A 13,245-nucleotide genomic window follows, 5' to 3' on the forward strand; every position below is an offset into this window, starting at 1 on the left:
GTCATGTTGACCTCTTGCGGCATCCAGTGGTTGGCGCAGCCGTCGAGGTACTTCTGCCAGGCCCAGTCGTACTTGAACGGCACGAGTTGGTTGAGGTCGGCGCGGCAGTTGATCATGCGCTTTTCGTCAACGGCGACACGGGCGGCGGAGCCTTCCAGCTCGGCGAGACCTTCGGCGACGTCGAGTTTGTCGAGGGCGGCCTTGGCGCGGATGATCGCGGCGGAGTCGTTGGCGGTCACGTTACGGGCTTCCAGCGCGGCGGCGGCGCCGGCACCGTCGAGGCGGTCCATGTTGGCTTCGCTGGCGTGGCCGGCGTTGGCGCCCTTGATCACCGCTGCACCGGTGTCTTCGTTGTCGACTTCATCCCAACTCAGCATTGAAATTCTCCTTCCTGGTCTGTTCTGACGGCGGGCGATTGCTGATCACCCTGCCTGTAAAAATGAGGGGGCCAACGCCAGGCCAAAGGCGGTCGATGTTCAATCTAGCGTAGCCGCGAAAATGCAAGGTCGCACACTATGTAGTGGTGGTTTCTTGTGTGCGGCACACTATATGGGGTTCGTTTGAGCCGGTCAACGCGAGGCAAAGATCCATTTTGTCGCACTGGCAGGGCTCGGAAAGGCTCAAGGCTACGGTTTTGGCGGGGTCAGCCTTCAGTCGGTGAGCCTGACGAAGGCTGAAAAAATATCGGACTTGACGATTCGCTCACGCTCTCTTCAATTGGGGCCAGATATTTGCAAATAAGGGTTGGTTGAATGTGATGCATATGGCATCAGCGGTAACCGGGTCATTCATCAGGGTCAGCACCGGCCTTCTGGAGTCGAAAACCACACTTTTGTGAGTCAACGGTTCTGCTTTTGACGTGGAGGGGAATTGCCCGTAAGTGATTGTCTGATAGACATCCAACGCCTCGGTCAAACATGTCATGGGTTCGACCGTGCTGTCGTTGCGCACGGCTGCAATACGACTGAGGCTCAGATCCTTAAATTTCAGCGTCAAGGTGCAGCTATCGATATTCAGGGCGAGCGATCCGTCGAAGACGATCACCTCCAGAAACTCAGACCCGATCGGCTTGAGGGTGAGTATCAAGCGCTTCAGATAGAGGGTATCTCCGTCACGCTGAGTAAACATCTGGCAAAGTCGATTATTCAGGTAAGCGGGGGGAAGATCGTCTTGCGTCCAGCCATACAGGCCGGGGAAAAAGGAAAGGGTAAACAGCCCGCCGGTTGATTGCCTGGCAAATTCTGAGTGCGGGCTCATGTATTCGACACTAGCGTTGGCAATGATCAATAAGGCGTTGGCGACGGCGGTGCACACGTGTTTCTCAAGCTCGCACTCAAAGCATGGCAATGTCTTGGCGATCTGTTCGGTGCTCAGCCTGTTCATGACCTGCAGCAAGGCATGACGCCCTGAACCGATCACTAGGGCTTTGCCAAAACTGCCATTTCTGCATTCCGTTTGCCAATCGGGATGCCCCGCGTGGTGGATATGGCCCTCTCGCAGGTCCACTACGATAAAGCTCGCCGCCAGGCCATCATTGATGGCGTCCTGGACGATGTTCTTGTGCCGTTTCAGCGAATAACTATCGTCGTATTCCGCTGCCTGCTGCACCTTGGTGAAAATCAGTTGGGCGTGACCCACTGCCCCTGCATACAGCATATGCACGTCAAGTGGCGACTCCCAGACCTTGCTTGCCATCCCTGCCGGGTAAGTGCTTCCATCCGCTGCGGGGCGCGCTTCCTGGCCGGTCAAGGGCGTGGTGGGCGATGCTTCGGGCACATGGTTGGAGCTGATTAGATTGTCGGTGATGGCGATCGGGAACGTTTCACCGAATAACAGAGCGGCGACGGTCATGCATTTCACTCCTGTCGAAAAGGGCATGGGCATCCAGTAACCGGCTATCTTCTCAGAACTGAGGGCCCGTGCAACCTCTGCGGGCCGCATCTGGGTTACCAGCCGCGCAGGCGCTCCCATACCTGCACGCCACCGCCTTCCAGCAGTACGTGGTAGCTGCCGAACTGGGTGCCGGTGGCGCATGCATGGTTGGGCAGGATGCGCAGGCGTTTGCCCAGCGGGAATTGTGTGACCACATCCACGTCGCGGCCTTGGAACTGCGCCACGCCATGCTCCTGATTGGCGCTGCTTAACAGCAGTCCCTCAATCGGCTCACCGTGTTCATCACAGACCTGCCCGTAACCAAAATCCTGCTGCTGGGATTGAGTGCCGCGATCCCGGCTCATTGCCATCCAACCGGCATCGGTGATGATCCAGCCTTTTTCCGGCTGATGGCCGATCACGGTAGTCAGCACGCTCAAGGCCAGTTCATCGATACGGCACACGCCGATGTTGTGCATCACCAGATCGAAGAAGGCATAGACCCCGGCGCGCAGCTCAGTCACACCTTCCATGTTGAGCGCCGACAACGCAGTGGGTGTCGAGCCTACGCTGACCTGCGCGCAAGGCATCCCGGCGGCACGAATTCGTTCGGCCGCTTCCACACAGCGCGCACGTTCTTGCTCCGCGATGGCTTGCAGCGCTTCAGGCGTGTCCAGGCCGTAGCTTTCACCTGCATGGGTCAACACACCGCTGAGGCTGTCGCCAAGCAAGCGGGCGATGTCCAGCAGCAGCGGGTCCTGCGGCTTGACCCCGGAACGATGGCCGTCGCAGTCGATCTCGATCATCACCGCAAAGCGTTCGCCATGCTCCCGGCCAAAATCAACAATGGCCTGGGCGCCGGCCAGGCTGTCGGTGATCAGCGTCAAGGCGCAACCCCGACGACGCAACGCCAGGGCCTGGGGCAATTTGTGCGGCGCCATGGCTACGGCGTAGAGGATGTCGGCGATGCCCAAGTCGAAAAAATACTCGGCTTCCTTCAAGGTCGAAACCGTGATGCCACGCGCGCCCGCTGCGATCTGCGCCGCTACCACTTCAGCGCACTTGTGGGTTTTGACATGGGGGCGAAGTTGCACGCCAAGGCTGTTGGCGCGCTGTTGCATGCGCTGGATATTGCGTTGCATTTTCTCGGTATCGATCAGTGCTGCTGGCGTGTCCAAAGTTGCAACTCCACTAGAGGGGACGGCGCTGAAATTGACGCCCTGTCCAGGACTGGATATGTTGTCTTGCATGAAAAACACCTCTCCCAACGATACTCACCTGATCAGCCAACTCGAACAGATTGCCGAAGGCTTGAGCAAGACCTTCAGCCCGTTCTGCGAAGTGGTGCTGCACGACTTGCGCGACCCGCAGCACTCGATCCTGGCCATCCATAACAACCTGTCCGGACGCGCGTCGGGAGACCCGACCACCGAGTTGGGCCTGGCGCGGATTGCCGACCCGGACTACCCGCAAGTCATCGCCAACTACCAGAACCAGTTCAGCGACGGCCGCCAGGTCAAAAGCACCTCGATCGGCATCAAGGGTGCGAGTGGCGAGTACGTCGCGGCCTTGTGCATGAACGTCGACCTCTCGCTGTTCCGTGGCTTGCAGGGCATGCTGGAACAGTTCGGTTCGGTCAGCGGCGACAAGCTCATCGAATCCCTGGACCCTTCCGGCGCCGATGTCATCCGTGCGCGTATCGACCAGTTCGCCGCCCGCCTGGCCACCACCCCGCGTGCGCTGAAAACGGCAGACCGGCGTGTGCTGATGCAGGAGCTCAAAGACTCGGGCTGCCTGGATATTCGTCGGGCCATGGAAACCGTGGCTTCCCACTTGGGCGTGTCGCGCGCGGCGGTCTACACCTACGCCAAGTAGCGCGCCACGGCTTCAATCTCTACGAGGTACCCGTGATGCAACTCGGGCACCGGCACCACCGCGCGGGCAGGGCGGTGATCGCCCAGCGCGGCGGCGTACACGCTATCGAACGCCGGCCAGTGTTCGACGCCGGCCACGTACACCGTGACCTTGACCAGATCCTCTGGCGCCGCGCCGGCCGCTTTCAAGATCTCCAGCAGATTGTTCAGGGTTATCTGCGCCTGTTCGGCAAACGACGCCGACAGGTTGTGCTGCCCATCCGGGCTGACCGGCAATTGCCCGGAGATGTACAGCGTGTCGCCGTGGCGGATGGCTTGCGCGTAATGGCCTGCGGGTCTGGCCGCATTCGCTGTCTGGATGATCTTCATGAGGCCTCGCTGAGCAGCGCGGCATACTTCTGGATGTCGACGTTGCCACCGGTGACGATAATGCCCACGCGCTGACCCTTGAACCGGTCACCCTCATTGAGCAATGCCGCCAGCCCCAGGCAGCCGGTGGGCTCGACCACCAATTTCATGCGCTGCATGAAGAACTTCATCGCCCCAACCAGCTCGGCATCCGTCACGGTGAGGATGTCGTTCACCCTGTCGCGGATGATCGGGAAGGTGTAGTCGCCCAAGTGATGGGTCTGCGCACCATCGGCAATTGTTGCCGGTGTGTCGATATGCACGATGCTGCCGCTGCGAAATGAGCGCTGGCCGTCATTACCGGCTTCGGGCTCGACGCCATACAGCAGGCAGTCAGGCGCCAGGGCGCGGGTGCTCAGTGCGGTGCCCGAGAGCATTCCGCCGCCGCCAAGGCCGACGAACAACGCATCCAGCGGGCCGGTGGATTCCAGCAACTCCTTGGCGGCCGTGCCTTGTCCGGCAAGGATGTGCGGGTGGTCATAGGGCGGGATCAGGGTCAGGCCGTGTTCAGTCGCCAGGTCACGGCCGATCTGCTCGCGGTCTTCGGTGAAGCGGTCATACAGCACCACGCGGGCGCCATATTCGCGGGTGGCCGCGACCTTGGCGGCAGGCGCATCGGTGGGCATCACGATGGTTGCCGGTATGCCCAGCAACTGCGCCGCCAGGGCAATCCCCTGGGCGTGATTGCCGGAGGAAAACGCCACCACACCGGCCTTGCGCTGCTGCTCATCGAAACGTGACAACGCATTGAAGGCGCCGCGAAACTTGAACGAGCCAGCTCTTTGCAGGTTTTCACACTTGATGAATACCTGGGCACCGGTCAGCGCGTCGAGGGTGCGCGAGGTGAATACCGGCGTGTGGTGGGCGAAGCCTTCCAGTTTTTCGCCGGCGGTGATGACGTCTTGGTAAGTGGGCAAATGCATGGGGAGCGGACCTCAGTGGCGTGTATAGATAAAATATCCATAACAAGACAAATAGTAAAGATGCGTTTGTCCATGCTAGCGTTTCGGTCCTCTCTGACCGTTAGAGGATTAAACGTTGATCCGACTCACCGACTACATCGCCCCTATCTCTGACTCCCGCCTTGCGCCGTGGGCCGACCTGGCGCCTTGGGCACTGGTCAGTCAGGCGCCCGCCATCGTTCGCCAATTGTTGGCCGAACTGCCGGCCGACGAGTACGTCATTCAGGATGAAATCGCCATCCACTGCACTGCCACGGTCGAGGCGGGTGCCTTGCTCAAGCCGCCGCTGATCATCGGTGCCCACTGTTTTGTCGCCAGCGGCTCGCTGCTGCGTGGCGGTTGCTGGCTGGATGAGCACTGCATCATCGGCCCCGGCGCTGAGTTGAAAACGTCCTTCGTGTTCAGCGGCAGCAAGCTGGCGCACTTCAACTTTGTCGGTGATTCGGTGTTGGGGCAGGGGATCAACCTGGAGGCTGGGAGCATCGTCGCCAACTACCGCAATGAGCGCGATGACAAAGAAGTGTTGGTACGAGTGGACGGGGCATTGCAGCGCACCGGTTGCGATAAGTTTGGCGCGTTGCTCGGTGACCAGTGCCGGATCGGCGCCAATGCGGTGTTGGCGCCGGGAGCCGTGCTCAAGCCTGCCAGCGTGGTAGGCCGCGGGCAGGTGTTTGACGCAGAGGCGTCCGAATAAACACAACGTTGAAAAGACCATGGTGTGTCGGCACGATATTAAATAGAATGAATCTCATTTGAGACTCACTCGCGCCGCGCAGGTCGCTTGCCATGAATGATGCTGTTGTTCCGACCCACGCCCCCGAACTGACGCTGTCGAGCCTGTACCGTGACCACCGTAGCTGGCTGGAAAGCTGGCTGCGCCGGCGTCTGGGCAATGCCTGGGATGCGGCCGACCTGAGCCAGGATACCTTCTTGCGCGTGCTGGCCAGCGCCCAGCCGATTGCGCAGATGCAGGAGCCGCGCGCCTACCTGGTGACCGTCGGCAAGCGTCTATTAGTGAATTTTCATCAGCGGCGCAGCCTTGAACAGGCCTATCTGAATGCCTTGGCGAGTCTCCCGGAAACCTGCGTGCCGTCGCCTGAACAGCGCTGGCTGGTGCTGGAAACCTTGCAAGCCCTGGATGAATTGCTGGATGGCTTGCCGGTGCTGGTCCGCCGCGCCTTCCTGTGGAGCCAACTGGAAGGGCTGGGTTACCGGGAGATTGCCGAGCGCCTCGACGTGTCGGAGCGCACGGTCAAACGCTACATGGCCCAGGCCTACGAACATTGCCTGCTGGTGGACCTGTGAGCCGCGACGTTGCCCGCGCCGCCGCGCAATGGTTGGCGCTGCTGGAGTCCGGCGCGGCCACCGAGCGTGATCACGCCGCATTGCAGCATTGGCGTGACAGCCACCCCCAGCACGAACAGACCTGGCAAAAAGCCCAGACCCTGCGCCAGCGTTTCAGCGACTTGCCCCAGGCCTTGGCGATGGCCAGCCTCGACCGTCCGCAACCGGGACGCCGTGCCGTGCTCAAGCGTGCGCTGGGTATCGCTGCGCTGGTGCCGACCGCTTGGTTGGTCAGCCGGCAATTGCCCATCGAGGCCTGGCGTGCCGACGTGCACACCGCCACCGGCGAGCGTAAGCGCATGGGGCTGGCCGATGGCGCCAGCTTGCAGCTCAATACGGCGACGGCGGTAGACGTGGACCTGGCGCAGCGTCGCATCAGCCTGGTGGAGGGCGAGCTGGCGCTGGATGTGCCAGGCACGGCGGCGATGACCGTGCAGACGCGCTACGGCGAGCTGCGGGTCAGCCAGGCTGAAGTGTGTGTACGGCAGCTGGCCGCCGGTTGTCTGGTGTCGGTGCTTGAAGGCTCCGTCCAGGTGCGCGACTTGAACGGGCAGATGACGACTTTGCAAGGTGGGCAGCAAGCGCCGCTCAAAGCCAGCGGATTAGGGGCCTGGGTGCCTTTCGATGTGTTGCAACTAGGCTGGCGCGATGGCGTGCTGACCGCGCAGAACCAGGCGCTGGGTGACTTCCTGCGGGAGCTGGAGCGTTATCGGTCGGGTGTGTTGCGCTGGGAGCCGAGCCTGGAATCGTTGCGGGTCACCGGCAGCTTCCGCCTGGACGACACCGACCGCATCCTCAACCTGCTGGCCTCGACCCTGGGGCTGGAGGTGCAGGCGCGGACGCGGTATTGGGTGACCTTGCGCAAGGTCGTCTAGATCACGTGGGCACGTTGCAGCTCAGTCAAGGATTGCGCCTTGAGCTGCGCCAGCAACGGATCACGCCGGTCACGCGGGTGCGGCAGATTCACCGCCAATTCCTGGCGAATGCTGCTCGGTCGGTTGTCCATCACCAGCACCCGATCACTCAGGTACAGTGCCTCGTCCACATCATGGGTCACCAGCAACAAGGCGATGGCATGATGTTCGGCCAGTTGCAGCAGCAAATCCTGCAGCTTCATACGGGTAAACGCATCGACTGCGCTGAACGGCTCATCCAGCAGTAACACCTGCGGCCGTGAATACAGGCCCCGCGCAATCGCTACCCGTTGCGCCATGCCGCCGGACAACGCCTTGGGCAGCGCCTGGGCAAAACCCTTCAGGCCGACTTCCTCGATCAACTGCGCGACCCAGGCCTTGTCGTAGTGGCTGTCATCGCTGAAGCCGATGTTCTGTTCCACCGTGAGCCAGGGCATCAACCGTGGTTCCTGGAATACAAAGGCTACTTCGCCATCGGGGCTGCGCAGTTCGCCCTGGAAGTCCTGTTCCAGGCCGGCGACGATGCGCAGCAAGGTGCTTTTGCCGCAGCCGCTGGGGCCGAGCAGGCTCACGGCTTCGCGTGGCTGCAGCACCAGGCGCACGTCTTTCAACACGGTGGTGCTGGTGAAGCTTTTACGCGCGACATGAATATCCAACAGCGGTTTTACGCTCATTGCCCTGCTCCCTGGAACGTGTCGCGCCAGGCCAGGCAACGCCTCTCCAACGTCGCAAGCAGGCCATCGCTGACCTTGCCCAACAGCGCCAACACGATAATCGCCGCCAGCACGATATCCGGCCGCGAGGTTTCCCGCCCATCACTGAGCAGGTAACCCAGCCCCTTAGTGGCCGCAATCAACTCAGCCGCCACCAGAAACATCCAGGCTAGGCTCAAGCCACTGCGCAACCCGGTGAATAGGCCCGGCAGGGCGGCGGGCAGCAGGACTCGACGCACCAGCCGCCGCCGGCTGAAACCGTACATTTGCCCGACTTCCACCAGCTTGCGGTCGATATCACGAATGGCCGCGACGCCGTTGAGGTACACCGGGAAAAATGCGCCAATCGCGATCAGCACAATCTTCGACGTTTCGTCGATGCCCAGCCACAGCAGCAACAGCGGTACCCAAGCCAGGCTCGGGATCGAACGTAGCCCTGCAAAGGTCGGTTCGAGGTAGGCCTCCGCCTCACGACTCAAGCCGACCCAGGCGGCAAACACCAAGGCCAGGCTGGCGCCAATGGCGAAGCCCAGCAGCACCCGGCCAAGGCTGGCGCTGATGTGTTTCCACAATGCGCCTTCGGCCAGGTCGGTGAGGGTCACCGCGATCTCGCTGGGTGCCGGCATCTGGTACGACGGCAGCCAACCCACGCGCACCACCACCTCCAGCACCAGCAGGATCAGCACCGGCAACACCAGGCCCTTGAGCCGCCGCGGCCAAGCGCTGCGGTTGATCACCACCGGTGCGGCAAGGGGCAATGCTTGGGTTTTGCTGGTCATCACGGGCTCCTTAATGGCCGAACGAGGTGTCGATCAACTGGTCGATCACCTGGTCCACATTCACGCCTTTGCGCACCAGTTCTTCGGACACCAGGATCGGCGCGGCCGCCTTCGACGCCACCACATCCTTGCTGCTCAGGAACGGCGTGCTCAGGTCGGTGCGCGAGAGTTGCAGCTTGGCCACTTCCAGCGGCAGGCCGGACTCGTCGGCCAGCAGTTTGGCGAATTCATCCGGGTGCTTCACCGCCCAATCCCGAGCCTTCTCATAGGCGCCGAGCACCTTGGTGATGGTCTGCGGATGCGTCTTGGCGAACTTCTCGGTGACGCTGACCACGCCGTAGCTGTTGAAGTCTTTATTGCGGTACAGCAGGCGCGAACCGGCCTGGATTTCACTGGCGGCCATGTGCGGGTCGAGACCGGCCCAGGCGTCCACGTCACCTTTTTCCAGCGCAGTGCGGCCGTCCGGATGTTGCAGATGCACCAGTTCTACGTCGTCCTTTTTCAGCCCGGCCTGTTGCAGGCTGCGCAGGGTGAAGAGGTACGGGTCGGTGCCTTTGGTGGCGGCGATTTTCTTGCCCTTGAGGTCGGTGACGCTGTTGAGCGGCGAGTCTTTGCGCACCACCAACGCGGTCCATTCGGCGCGGCTGTACACGTACACCGATTTGATCGGACTGCCGTTGGCGCGACTCAATACTGCCGACAGGCTGGCCGACGAGGCAAAGTCCACACCGCCACTGTTGAGGTACTCCAGCGAACGGTTGCTGCCCTGGCTCAACACCCAGCCCACCTTGGATTGCGGCAAGGCTTGTTCCAGCCAGCCGAAGTGCTTGAGCACCAGGCTCACGGGCGAGTAATAGGCGTAGTCGAGGTTGACTTCGGCGGGATCGGCGTCGGCGGCGTGGACCAGGGTTGGCAGGCACAGTGCGAGGGCGCAGGCGCCGAATAAGCGTTGGGTGAAGGCTTTCATGGAACAGCTCCGGCAAGGCGTTGAGAGAAGGCTTTTCTTATATTCAGAAAATTTGGTTTGCATGTTCCATCATGCTTTATAGGAATATGCAGTCTCTGTGCCATGTGCCTGGAAGGCGTATTTACGGGGTTGTAGGGGCTAATTGCTGTGGTGGCAGAGAGCAGATTGTTGAAGCACTGTTGGCTGGGCAACAGTACTTATATATCTGTATCGAATAAATAAAGAGTTATATATTCCTTTTAATGTTCGCGTCGATGGCGCATTTTGAGGGCCTGCGCATTCGTGCGGATTGACCCAACAGCCAAAAGGAAAGCCGACATGACCATTAAAGCGATCAACGTGCGCAACCAGTTCAAGGGCGTGATCAAGGAAATCCTGCTGGGGGAAGTGGTGTCGGAAATCGACGTGCAGACCGCGTCCGGCATTGTCACTTCGGTGATCACCACCCGCTCGGTGCGTGACTTGGAATTGAAGGTTGGCAGTGAAGTGATTGCGTTTGTGAAGTCCACCGAAGTGTCCATCGCCAAACTCTAAAACCCCGCGCACCCCCCTGTAGGAGGGCGAGCTGTCAGGCGATCCGATTGCTCGACGAGCCGCCTTTTTGCGGGGTCTCGTCGAGGTGTTCCCATTCCGACTGCTGGAAACGGAAGATGCTGTCGTCGGTCCCAGGCCTTCGGTGGCCTCGGTGACGGCCTTGTCGCCGTCGCCGAACATCTTGGCGATGCCGTCGTATTGGCTGTCCGGCACAGCATCGAGGGCGGTGGCGATCTTGGATTTGACGTCGGAGGGCAATTCACTGACGCGGAACTCGAAGTTCGGCTCCTGCATGCCGGTCTTGCCCCAGATCTCCGGCAGCTTGTTGATCGCCTCGTCCATTTTCGACTTGTAGTCAGGGCTTTGGGGGCGGACGAGCGATCGAGGGGTTCGGCACTCGTTGCGAAATGTTGTGAATTAGGCCTGACGGTTACGCAGGGCACGCTCCATGCGGTGCAGGCCTTCTTCCAGCATGGCCCGTGGGCAGCCGAAGTTCAGGCGCACGAATTGCTGGCTGTCGTCACCGAACTCGATACCGGCGCTCAAGCCGACCTTGGCCTGTTCCAGGAAGAACTGCTGCGGGTCATCCAGGCCCAGGGCGCTGCAATCCAGCCAAGCCAGGTAGGTGCCTTGTGGCGCGTGCATCACCACACCAGGCAGGCGGGTTTGCACGGCGTCGAGCAGGTAGTCACGGTTGCTTTGCAGGTACTGCACCAGCGCGTCGAGCCAATCACTGCACTGGCTGTAGGCCGCGCGAGTGGCTTCCAGGCCCAGTGGGCTGACGCTGTCGACCATGCCGCAACGGGCATTGTTGAAGCGCTCGCGGATCTCGGCGTTCTGGATCACCGCGAAGCAGGTCTTCAGGCCGGCGACGTTGTAGGCCTTGCTCGCCGACATCAGGGTAATGGTGCGCTGGGCGATCTCGGGGCTGAGGCTGGCGGTGGGAATGTGACGGCGGCCGTCGAAGCACAGTTCGGCATGGATCTCGTCGGAGATGATCAGCGCGCCGTGTTCCAGGCAGGCGTTGGCCACGGCCAGCAGTTCTTCACGGGGGAAGACTTTGCCGATGGGGTTATGCGGGTTGCTCAGCAACAGCGCGCCGGCGCCGTTGAGCGCCTGGCGCATCGCGGGCATTGGCGTCAGGTATTCGCCGTTCACCAGCTCGAACGGTACTTCGATGCGCGGCAGGTTCCAGTGGCCCGGTGCCAGGCGGATCGGCCGGTAGTTGGGGGTTTGCAGCACCACAGGCTGGCCCGGCTGGACAAACGCGTGCAGCGCCATATTGAAGCCGGGCTCGACGCCGGGCAGGAACAGCAGCTCATCCGGCTGCACACGCCAGGCGTACTTGGCCCACAGGTCGGCGATGATCGCCTCGCGCACATCCGGCCCGGCAACGCTGTAGCCCAGCACCTGCTGGTCGAGGCGCGCGTGCAGGGCTTGCAGGACGGCGGGTGGGGCGGCGATGTCCATGTCGGCGATCCACATCGGCAACACGTCTTGCGGGTAGCGGTTCCACTTGGTGCTGCCGGTGCCGAGGCGGGGGTGGATCGTGTCGAAATCAAAGCTCATGGGGGGGCTCGTATCAGGAAGTCAGGCGCAAGAATGGCGCTGATTCTAGCGCCATTATTTTTATAGGCCAGAGCTGATTGCCACCGCGAGTTGCCGGTGCGCTTGTTCTAGGGCGCGGTTGACCGCTTCTTCACCGCGCACCATGGCCGGCAGGTAGACGAAATCCACCGAGTGGATGCCCACCGTCGACAGGATGGCGCTCATGTACGGGGTCAGGAAGTCCGGCTCATGGCCCTTGCGGGCGTTTCCTGAACTGACCAGGACAAAGGTGCGCCGGTCCTGCAGCAAGCCGACTTTGGCGAACTGTTCATTCACCGTAAAACTGCGCTGGATGCGCACCACATGATCGATCCAGGCCTTGAGGGCCGCCGGCACGGTGAAATTATGTACGGGGGTGCACAGGATCAGCAGGTCACAGGCTTCCAACTCCACGATCAACTGTTCCGAGAGTGCCGTGGCGCTGCTGGTGATTGCGCCGGGGGTGGTCAGCGCGTTGGCATATTCACGGCTCAAGGGCGGCAGTGCCTGGGCGCCATAGTCACGCTCGGTCACCTCGGCGTCGGGGACCAGGTCGCGCAACAAGGCGCGGGCCAGTTTGAAGGTCTGTGCGGCTTTGCCGTGGGGGCTGAAACTGAGGAGTAGGGCGCGGGTCATTGGCTCAGGTCCTGGGAAAAGTGCATGCCCAGGGGCAACAGGCCCTGGCGGAAATAGAAGCGTTGGGCCAGGGCCATGTGCATGCCGGTGTCCAGTACCAGCCAGCGGTAGCCTCGGGCGCGGGTTTCTTCGCGTACGCGGTCCAGCAGTTGTTCGCCCAGGCGGCGTCGTTGCTGTGTGGCGTCTATCACCAGGTCATCCACGTAGATGAAGCGGCCATACAGGGTGTTTTCGGTTAGCCGATAGCCGGCCAGGCCTATTACCTTGCCGTGCTCTTTTGCTGCCAGCAGGTGATAGCCGTTTTGCCGTTGGCGGTGGATTTGTTCGGCGAATGCGGTGGCGTCGGTGAGGTGGGGGCGCAGTTGGTGCATTACTGGGAAGCTGGCGATGAGGTCGGCGTCGGATTCCAGGTGGGCGAATTCGGTGTGGTCATTCATGGTGGGGGCTTTTGTGTGGTTAGGGATATGCCATTGTTGTGGGTATGGTTGGTTAGGGACAGGGGCATGATTGGACTCGTGGGTTGGGGCATATCCGATATTTGGGTAACGGCGGCTTATGGTTCCGCCCTTACGGCGGCTCACTTTTGATAGAGCGCAAAAGTAAGCAAAACGCTCTTGCCCCAACACTCGGCACCTCGCCTAGGCTCGGTGTGCCC

Annotated in this window: 15 protein-coding genes and 1 pseudogene; 5 read left to right on the forward strand and 11 right to left on the reverse strand. The window is 61.3% G+C overall.

Annotated elements, in window-relative coordinates; genetic code table 11:
* From EJ576_RS29410 to EJ576_RS29420, 3 genes and pseudogenes are all read right to left on the reverse strand, one after another.
* A pseudogene (locus tag EJ576_RS29410) lies at positions 1-377 on the reverse strand (ribonucleotide-diphosphate reductase subunit beta); the annotation flags it as partial.
* Between the two features lie 325 nt (positions 378-702).
* Positions 703-1,851 carry a hypothetical protein gene (locus tag EJ576_RS29415; RefSeq protein WP_126571746.1) on the reverse strand — a complete coding sequence of 383 codons (1,149 nt, stop codon included), beginning with the start codon at positions 1,849-1,851 and terminating at the stop codon, positions 703-705.
* Positions 1,852-1,946: 95 nt separating this feature from the next.
* A complete protein-coding gene (locus tag EJ576_RS29420; protein ID WP_126571747.1) occupies positions 1,947-3,050 on the reverse strand; it encodes a DSD1 family PLP-dependent enzyme in 1,104 nt (367 codons plus the stop codon).
* A 70-nt stretch (positions 3,051-3,120) separates the two neighbouring features.
* On the opposite strand from EJ576_RS29420, the gene EJ576_RS29425 reads away from it, so the two are divergent.
* Positions 3,121-3,747 carry a transcriptional regulator gene (locus EJ576_RS29425; RefSeq protein ID WP_028615978.1) on the forward strand — a complete coding sequence of 209 codons (627 nt, stop codon included), beginning with the start codon at positions 3,121-3,123 and terminating at the stop codon, positions 3,745-3,747.
* Here EJ576_RS29425 and EJ576_RS29430 read toward each other — a convergent pair.
* Positions 3,735-4,115 (reverse strand): RidA family protein, encoded by a 381-nt coding sequence (locus EJ576_RS29430; protein ID WP_122728182.1) that lies wholly within the window; start codon positions 4,113-4,115, stop codon positions 3,735-3,737. The two genes, EJ576_RS29425 and EJ576_RS29430, sit on opposite strands and share 13 nt — an antisense overlap.
* Positions 4,112-5,077: a threo-3-hydroxy-L-aspartate ammonia-lyase gene (locus tag EJ576_RS29435; protein WP_126571748.1), complete on the reverse strand. Its 966-nt coding sequence runs from the start codon at positions 5,075-5,077 to the stop codon at positions 4,112-4,114. Before EJ576_RS29435 ends, EJ576_RS29430 begins: the two co-directional genes overlap by 4 nt.
* A gap of 115 nt (positions 5,078-5,192) precedes the next feature.
* Between EJ576_RS29435 and EJ576_RS29440 the strand changes: the two genes are divergently transcribed.
* From EJ576_RS29440 to EJ576_RS29450, 3 genes are all read left to right on the forward strand, one after another.
* On the forward strand, positions 5,193-5,810 hold the full coding sequence (locus tag EJ576_RS29440; protein ID WP_126571749.1) for an LpxA family transferase: 618 nt from the start codon (positions 5,193-5,195) through the stop codon (positions 5,808-5,810).
* 92 nt (positions 5,811-5,902) lie between these two features.
* The gene (locus EJ576_RS29445; RefSeq protein WP_028616016.1) at positions 5,903-6,421 is read left to right on the forward strand and encodes a sigma-70 family RNA polymerase sigma factor; all 519 of its coding nucleotides are present in this window, start codon (positions 5,903-5,905) and stop codon (positions 6,419-6,421) included.
* Positions 6,418-7,335 carry a FecR domain-containing protein gene (locus EJ576_RS29450; protein WP_122728161.1) on the forward strand — a complete coding sequence of 306 codons (918 nt, stop codon included), beginning with the start codon at positions 6,418-6,420 and terminating at the stop codon, positions 7,333-7,335. The genes EJ576_RS29445 and EJ576_RS29450 overlap by 4 nt, the downstream gene beginning before the upstream one ends.
* Here the strand turns inward: EJ576_RS29450 and EJ576_RS29455 are convergent.
* The 3 genes from EJ576_RS29455 to EJ576_RS29465 are packed head-to-tail and all read right to left on the reverse strand — an operon-like array spanning position 7,332 to position 9,833.
* Complete coding sequence (locus tag EJ576_RS29455) at positions 7,332-8,048, reverse strand: ABC transporter ATP-binding protein (protein WP_028616018.1); 717 nt, start codon at positions 8,046-8,048, stop codon at positions 7,332-7,334. The two genes, EJ576_RS29450 and EJ576_RS29455, sit on opposite strands and share 4 nt — an antisense overlap.
* Positions 8,045-8,866, reverse strand: coding sequence for an ABC transporter permease (locus EJ576_RS29460; RefSeq protein WP_126571750.1), 822 nt, complete (start codon positions 8,864-8,866; stop codon positions 8,045-8,047). The genes EJ576_RS29455 and EJ576_RS29460 overlap by 4 nt, the downstream gene beginning before the upstream one ends.
* A 10-nt stretch (positions 8,867-8,876) precedes the next feature.
* Complete coding sequence (locus tag EJ576_RS29465; protein ID WP_122728158.1) at positions 8,877-9,833, reverse strand: aliphatic sulfonate ABC transporter substrate-binding protein; 957 nt, start codon at positions 9,831-9,833, stop codon at positions 8,877-8,879.
* Positions 9,834-10,151: 318 nt separating this feature from the next.
* On the opposite strand from EJ576_RS29465, the gene EJ576_RS29470 reads away from it, so the two are divergent.
* Complete coding sequence (locus EJ576_RS29470; protein ID WP_003173733.1) at positions 10,152-10,367, forward strand: molybdopterin-binding protein; 216 nt, start codon at positions 10,152-10,154, stop codon at positions 10,365-10,367.
* A gap of 417 nt (positions 10,368-10,784) precedes the next feature.
* Here EJ576_RS29470 and EJ576_RS29480 read toward each other — a convergent pair whose 3' ends face one another.
* Genes EJ576_RS29480 through EJ576_RS29490 form a run of 3 tightly spaced genes read right to left on the reverse strand, consistent with a single transcriptional unit; the run spans position 10,785 to position 13,027 of the window.
* Positions 10,785-11,936 (reverse strand): MalY/PatB family protein, encoded by a 1,152-nt coding sequence (locus tag EJ576_RS29480; protein ID WP_123477231.1) that lies wholly within the window; start codon positions 11,934-11,936, stop codon positions 10,785-10,787.
* Between the two features lie 60 nt (positions 11,937-11,996).
* Complete coding sequence (locus tag EJ576_RS29485) at positions 11,997-12,590, reverse strand: FMN-dependent NADH-azoreductase (RefSeq protein WP_122728154.1); 594 nt, start codon at positions 12,588-12,590, stop codon at positions 11,997-11,999.
* The gene (locus EJ576_RS29490; RefSeq protein WP_123477233.1) at positions 12,587-13,027 is read right to left on the reverse strand and encodes a GNAT family N-acetyltransferase; all 441 of its coding nucleotides are present in this window, start codon (positions 13,025-13,027) and stop codon (positions 12,587-12,589) included. The genes EJ576_RS29485 and EJ576_RS29490 overlap by 4 nt, the downstream gene beginning before the upstream one ends.
* Positions 13,028-13,245 lie beyond the last annotated feature (218 nt).

Origin of the sequence: Pseudomonas sp. C 49-2, assembly GCF_003970195.1 — a bacterium.
In the GTDB taxonomy this organism is placed as follows: domain Bacteria; phylum Pseudomonadota; class Gammaproteobacteria; order Pseudomonadales; family Pseudomonadaceae; genus Aquipseudomonas; species Aquipseudomonas canadensis.

What these genes read in the sequence shown, in the direction of transcription:
- EJ576_RS29460 (WP_126571750.1), bottom strand. Translation starts at nt 8,866, where the DNA reads ATGACCAGCAAAACCCAAGCATTGCCCCTTGCCGCACCGGTGGTGATC.
- EJ576_RS29490 (WP_123477233.1), bottom strand. Translation starts at nt 13,027, where the DNA reads ATGAATGACCACACCGAATTCGCCCACCTGGAATCCGACGCCGACCTC.
- EJ576_RS29485 (WP_122728154.1), bottom strand. Translation starts at nt 12,590, where the DNA reads ATGACCCGCGCCCTACTCCTCAGTTTCAGCCCCCACGGCAAAGCCGCA.
- EJ576_RS29435 (WP_126571748.1), bottom strand. Translation starts at nt 5,077, where the DNA reads ATGCATTTGCCCACTTACCAAGACGTCATCACCGCCGGCGAAAAACTG.
- EJ576_RS29445 (WP_028616016.1), top strand. Translation starts at nt 5,903, where the DNA reads ATGAATGATGCTGTTGTTCCGACCCACGCCCCCGAACTGACGCTGTCG.
- EJ576_RS29455 (WP_028616018.1), bottom strand. Translation starts at nt 8,048, where the DNA reads ATGAGCGTAAAACCGCTGTTGGATATTCATGTCGCGCGTAAAAGCTTC.
- EJ576_RS29430 (WP_122728182.1), bottom strand. Translation starts at nt 4,115, where the DNA reads ATGAAGATCATCCAGACAGCGAATGCGGCCAGACCCGCAGGCCATTAC.
- EJ576_RS29465 (WP_122728158.1), bottom strand. Translation starts at nt 9,833, where the DNA reads ATGAAAGCCTTCACCCAACGCTTATTCGGCGCCTGCGCCCTCGCACTG.
- EJ576_RS29480 (WP_123477231.1), bottom strand. Translation starts at nt 11,936, where the DNA reads ATGAGCTTTGATTTCGACACGATCCACCCCCGCCTCGGCACCGGCAGC.
- EJ576_RS29425 (WP_028615978.1), top strand. Translation starts at nt 3,121, where the DNA reads ATGAAAAACACCTCTCCCAACGATACTCACCTGATCAGCCAACTCGAA.
- EJ576_RS29415 (WP_126571746.1), bottom strand. Translation starts at nt 1,851, where the DNA reads ATGACCGTCGCCGCTCTGTTATTCGGTGAAACGTTCCCGATCGCCATC.
- EJ576_RS29470 (WP_003173733.1), top strand. Translation starts at nt 10,152, where the DNA reads ATGACCATTAAAGCGATCAACGTGCGCAACCAGTTCAAGGGCGTGATC.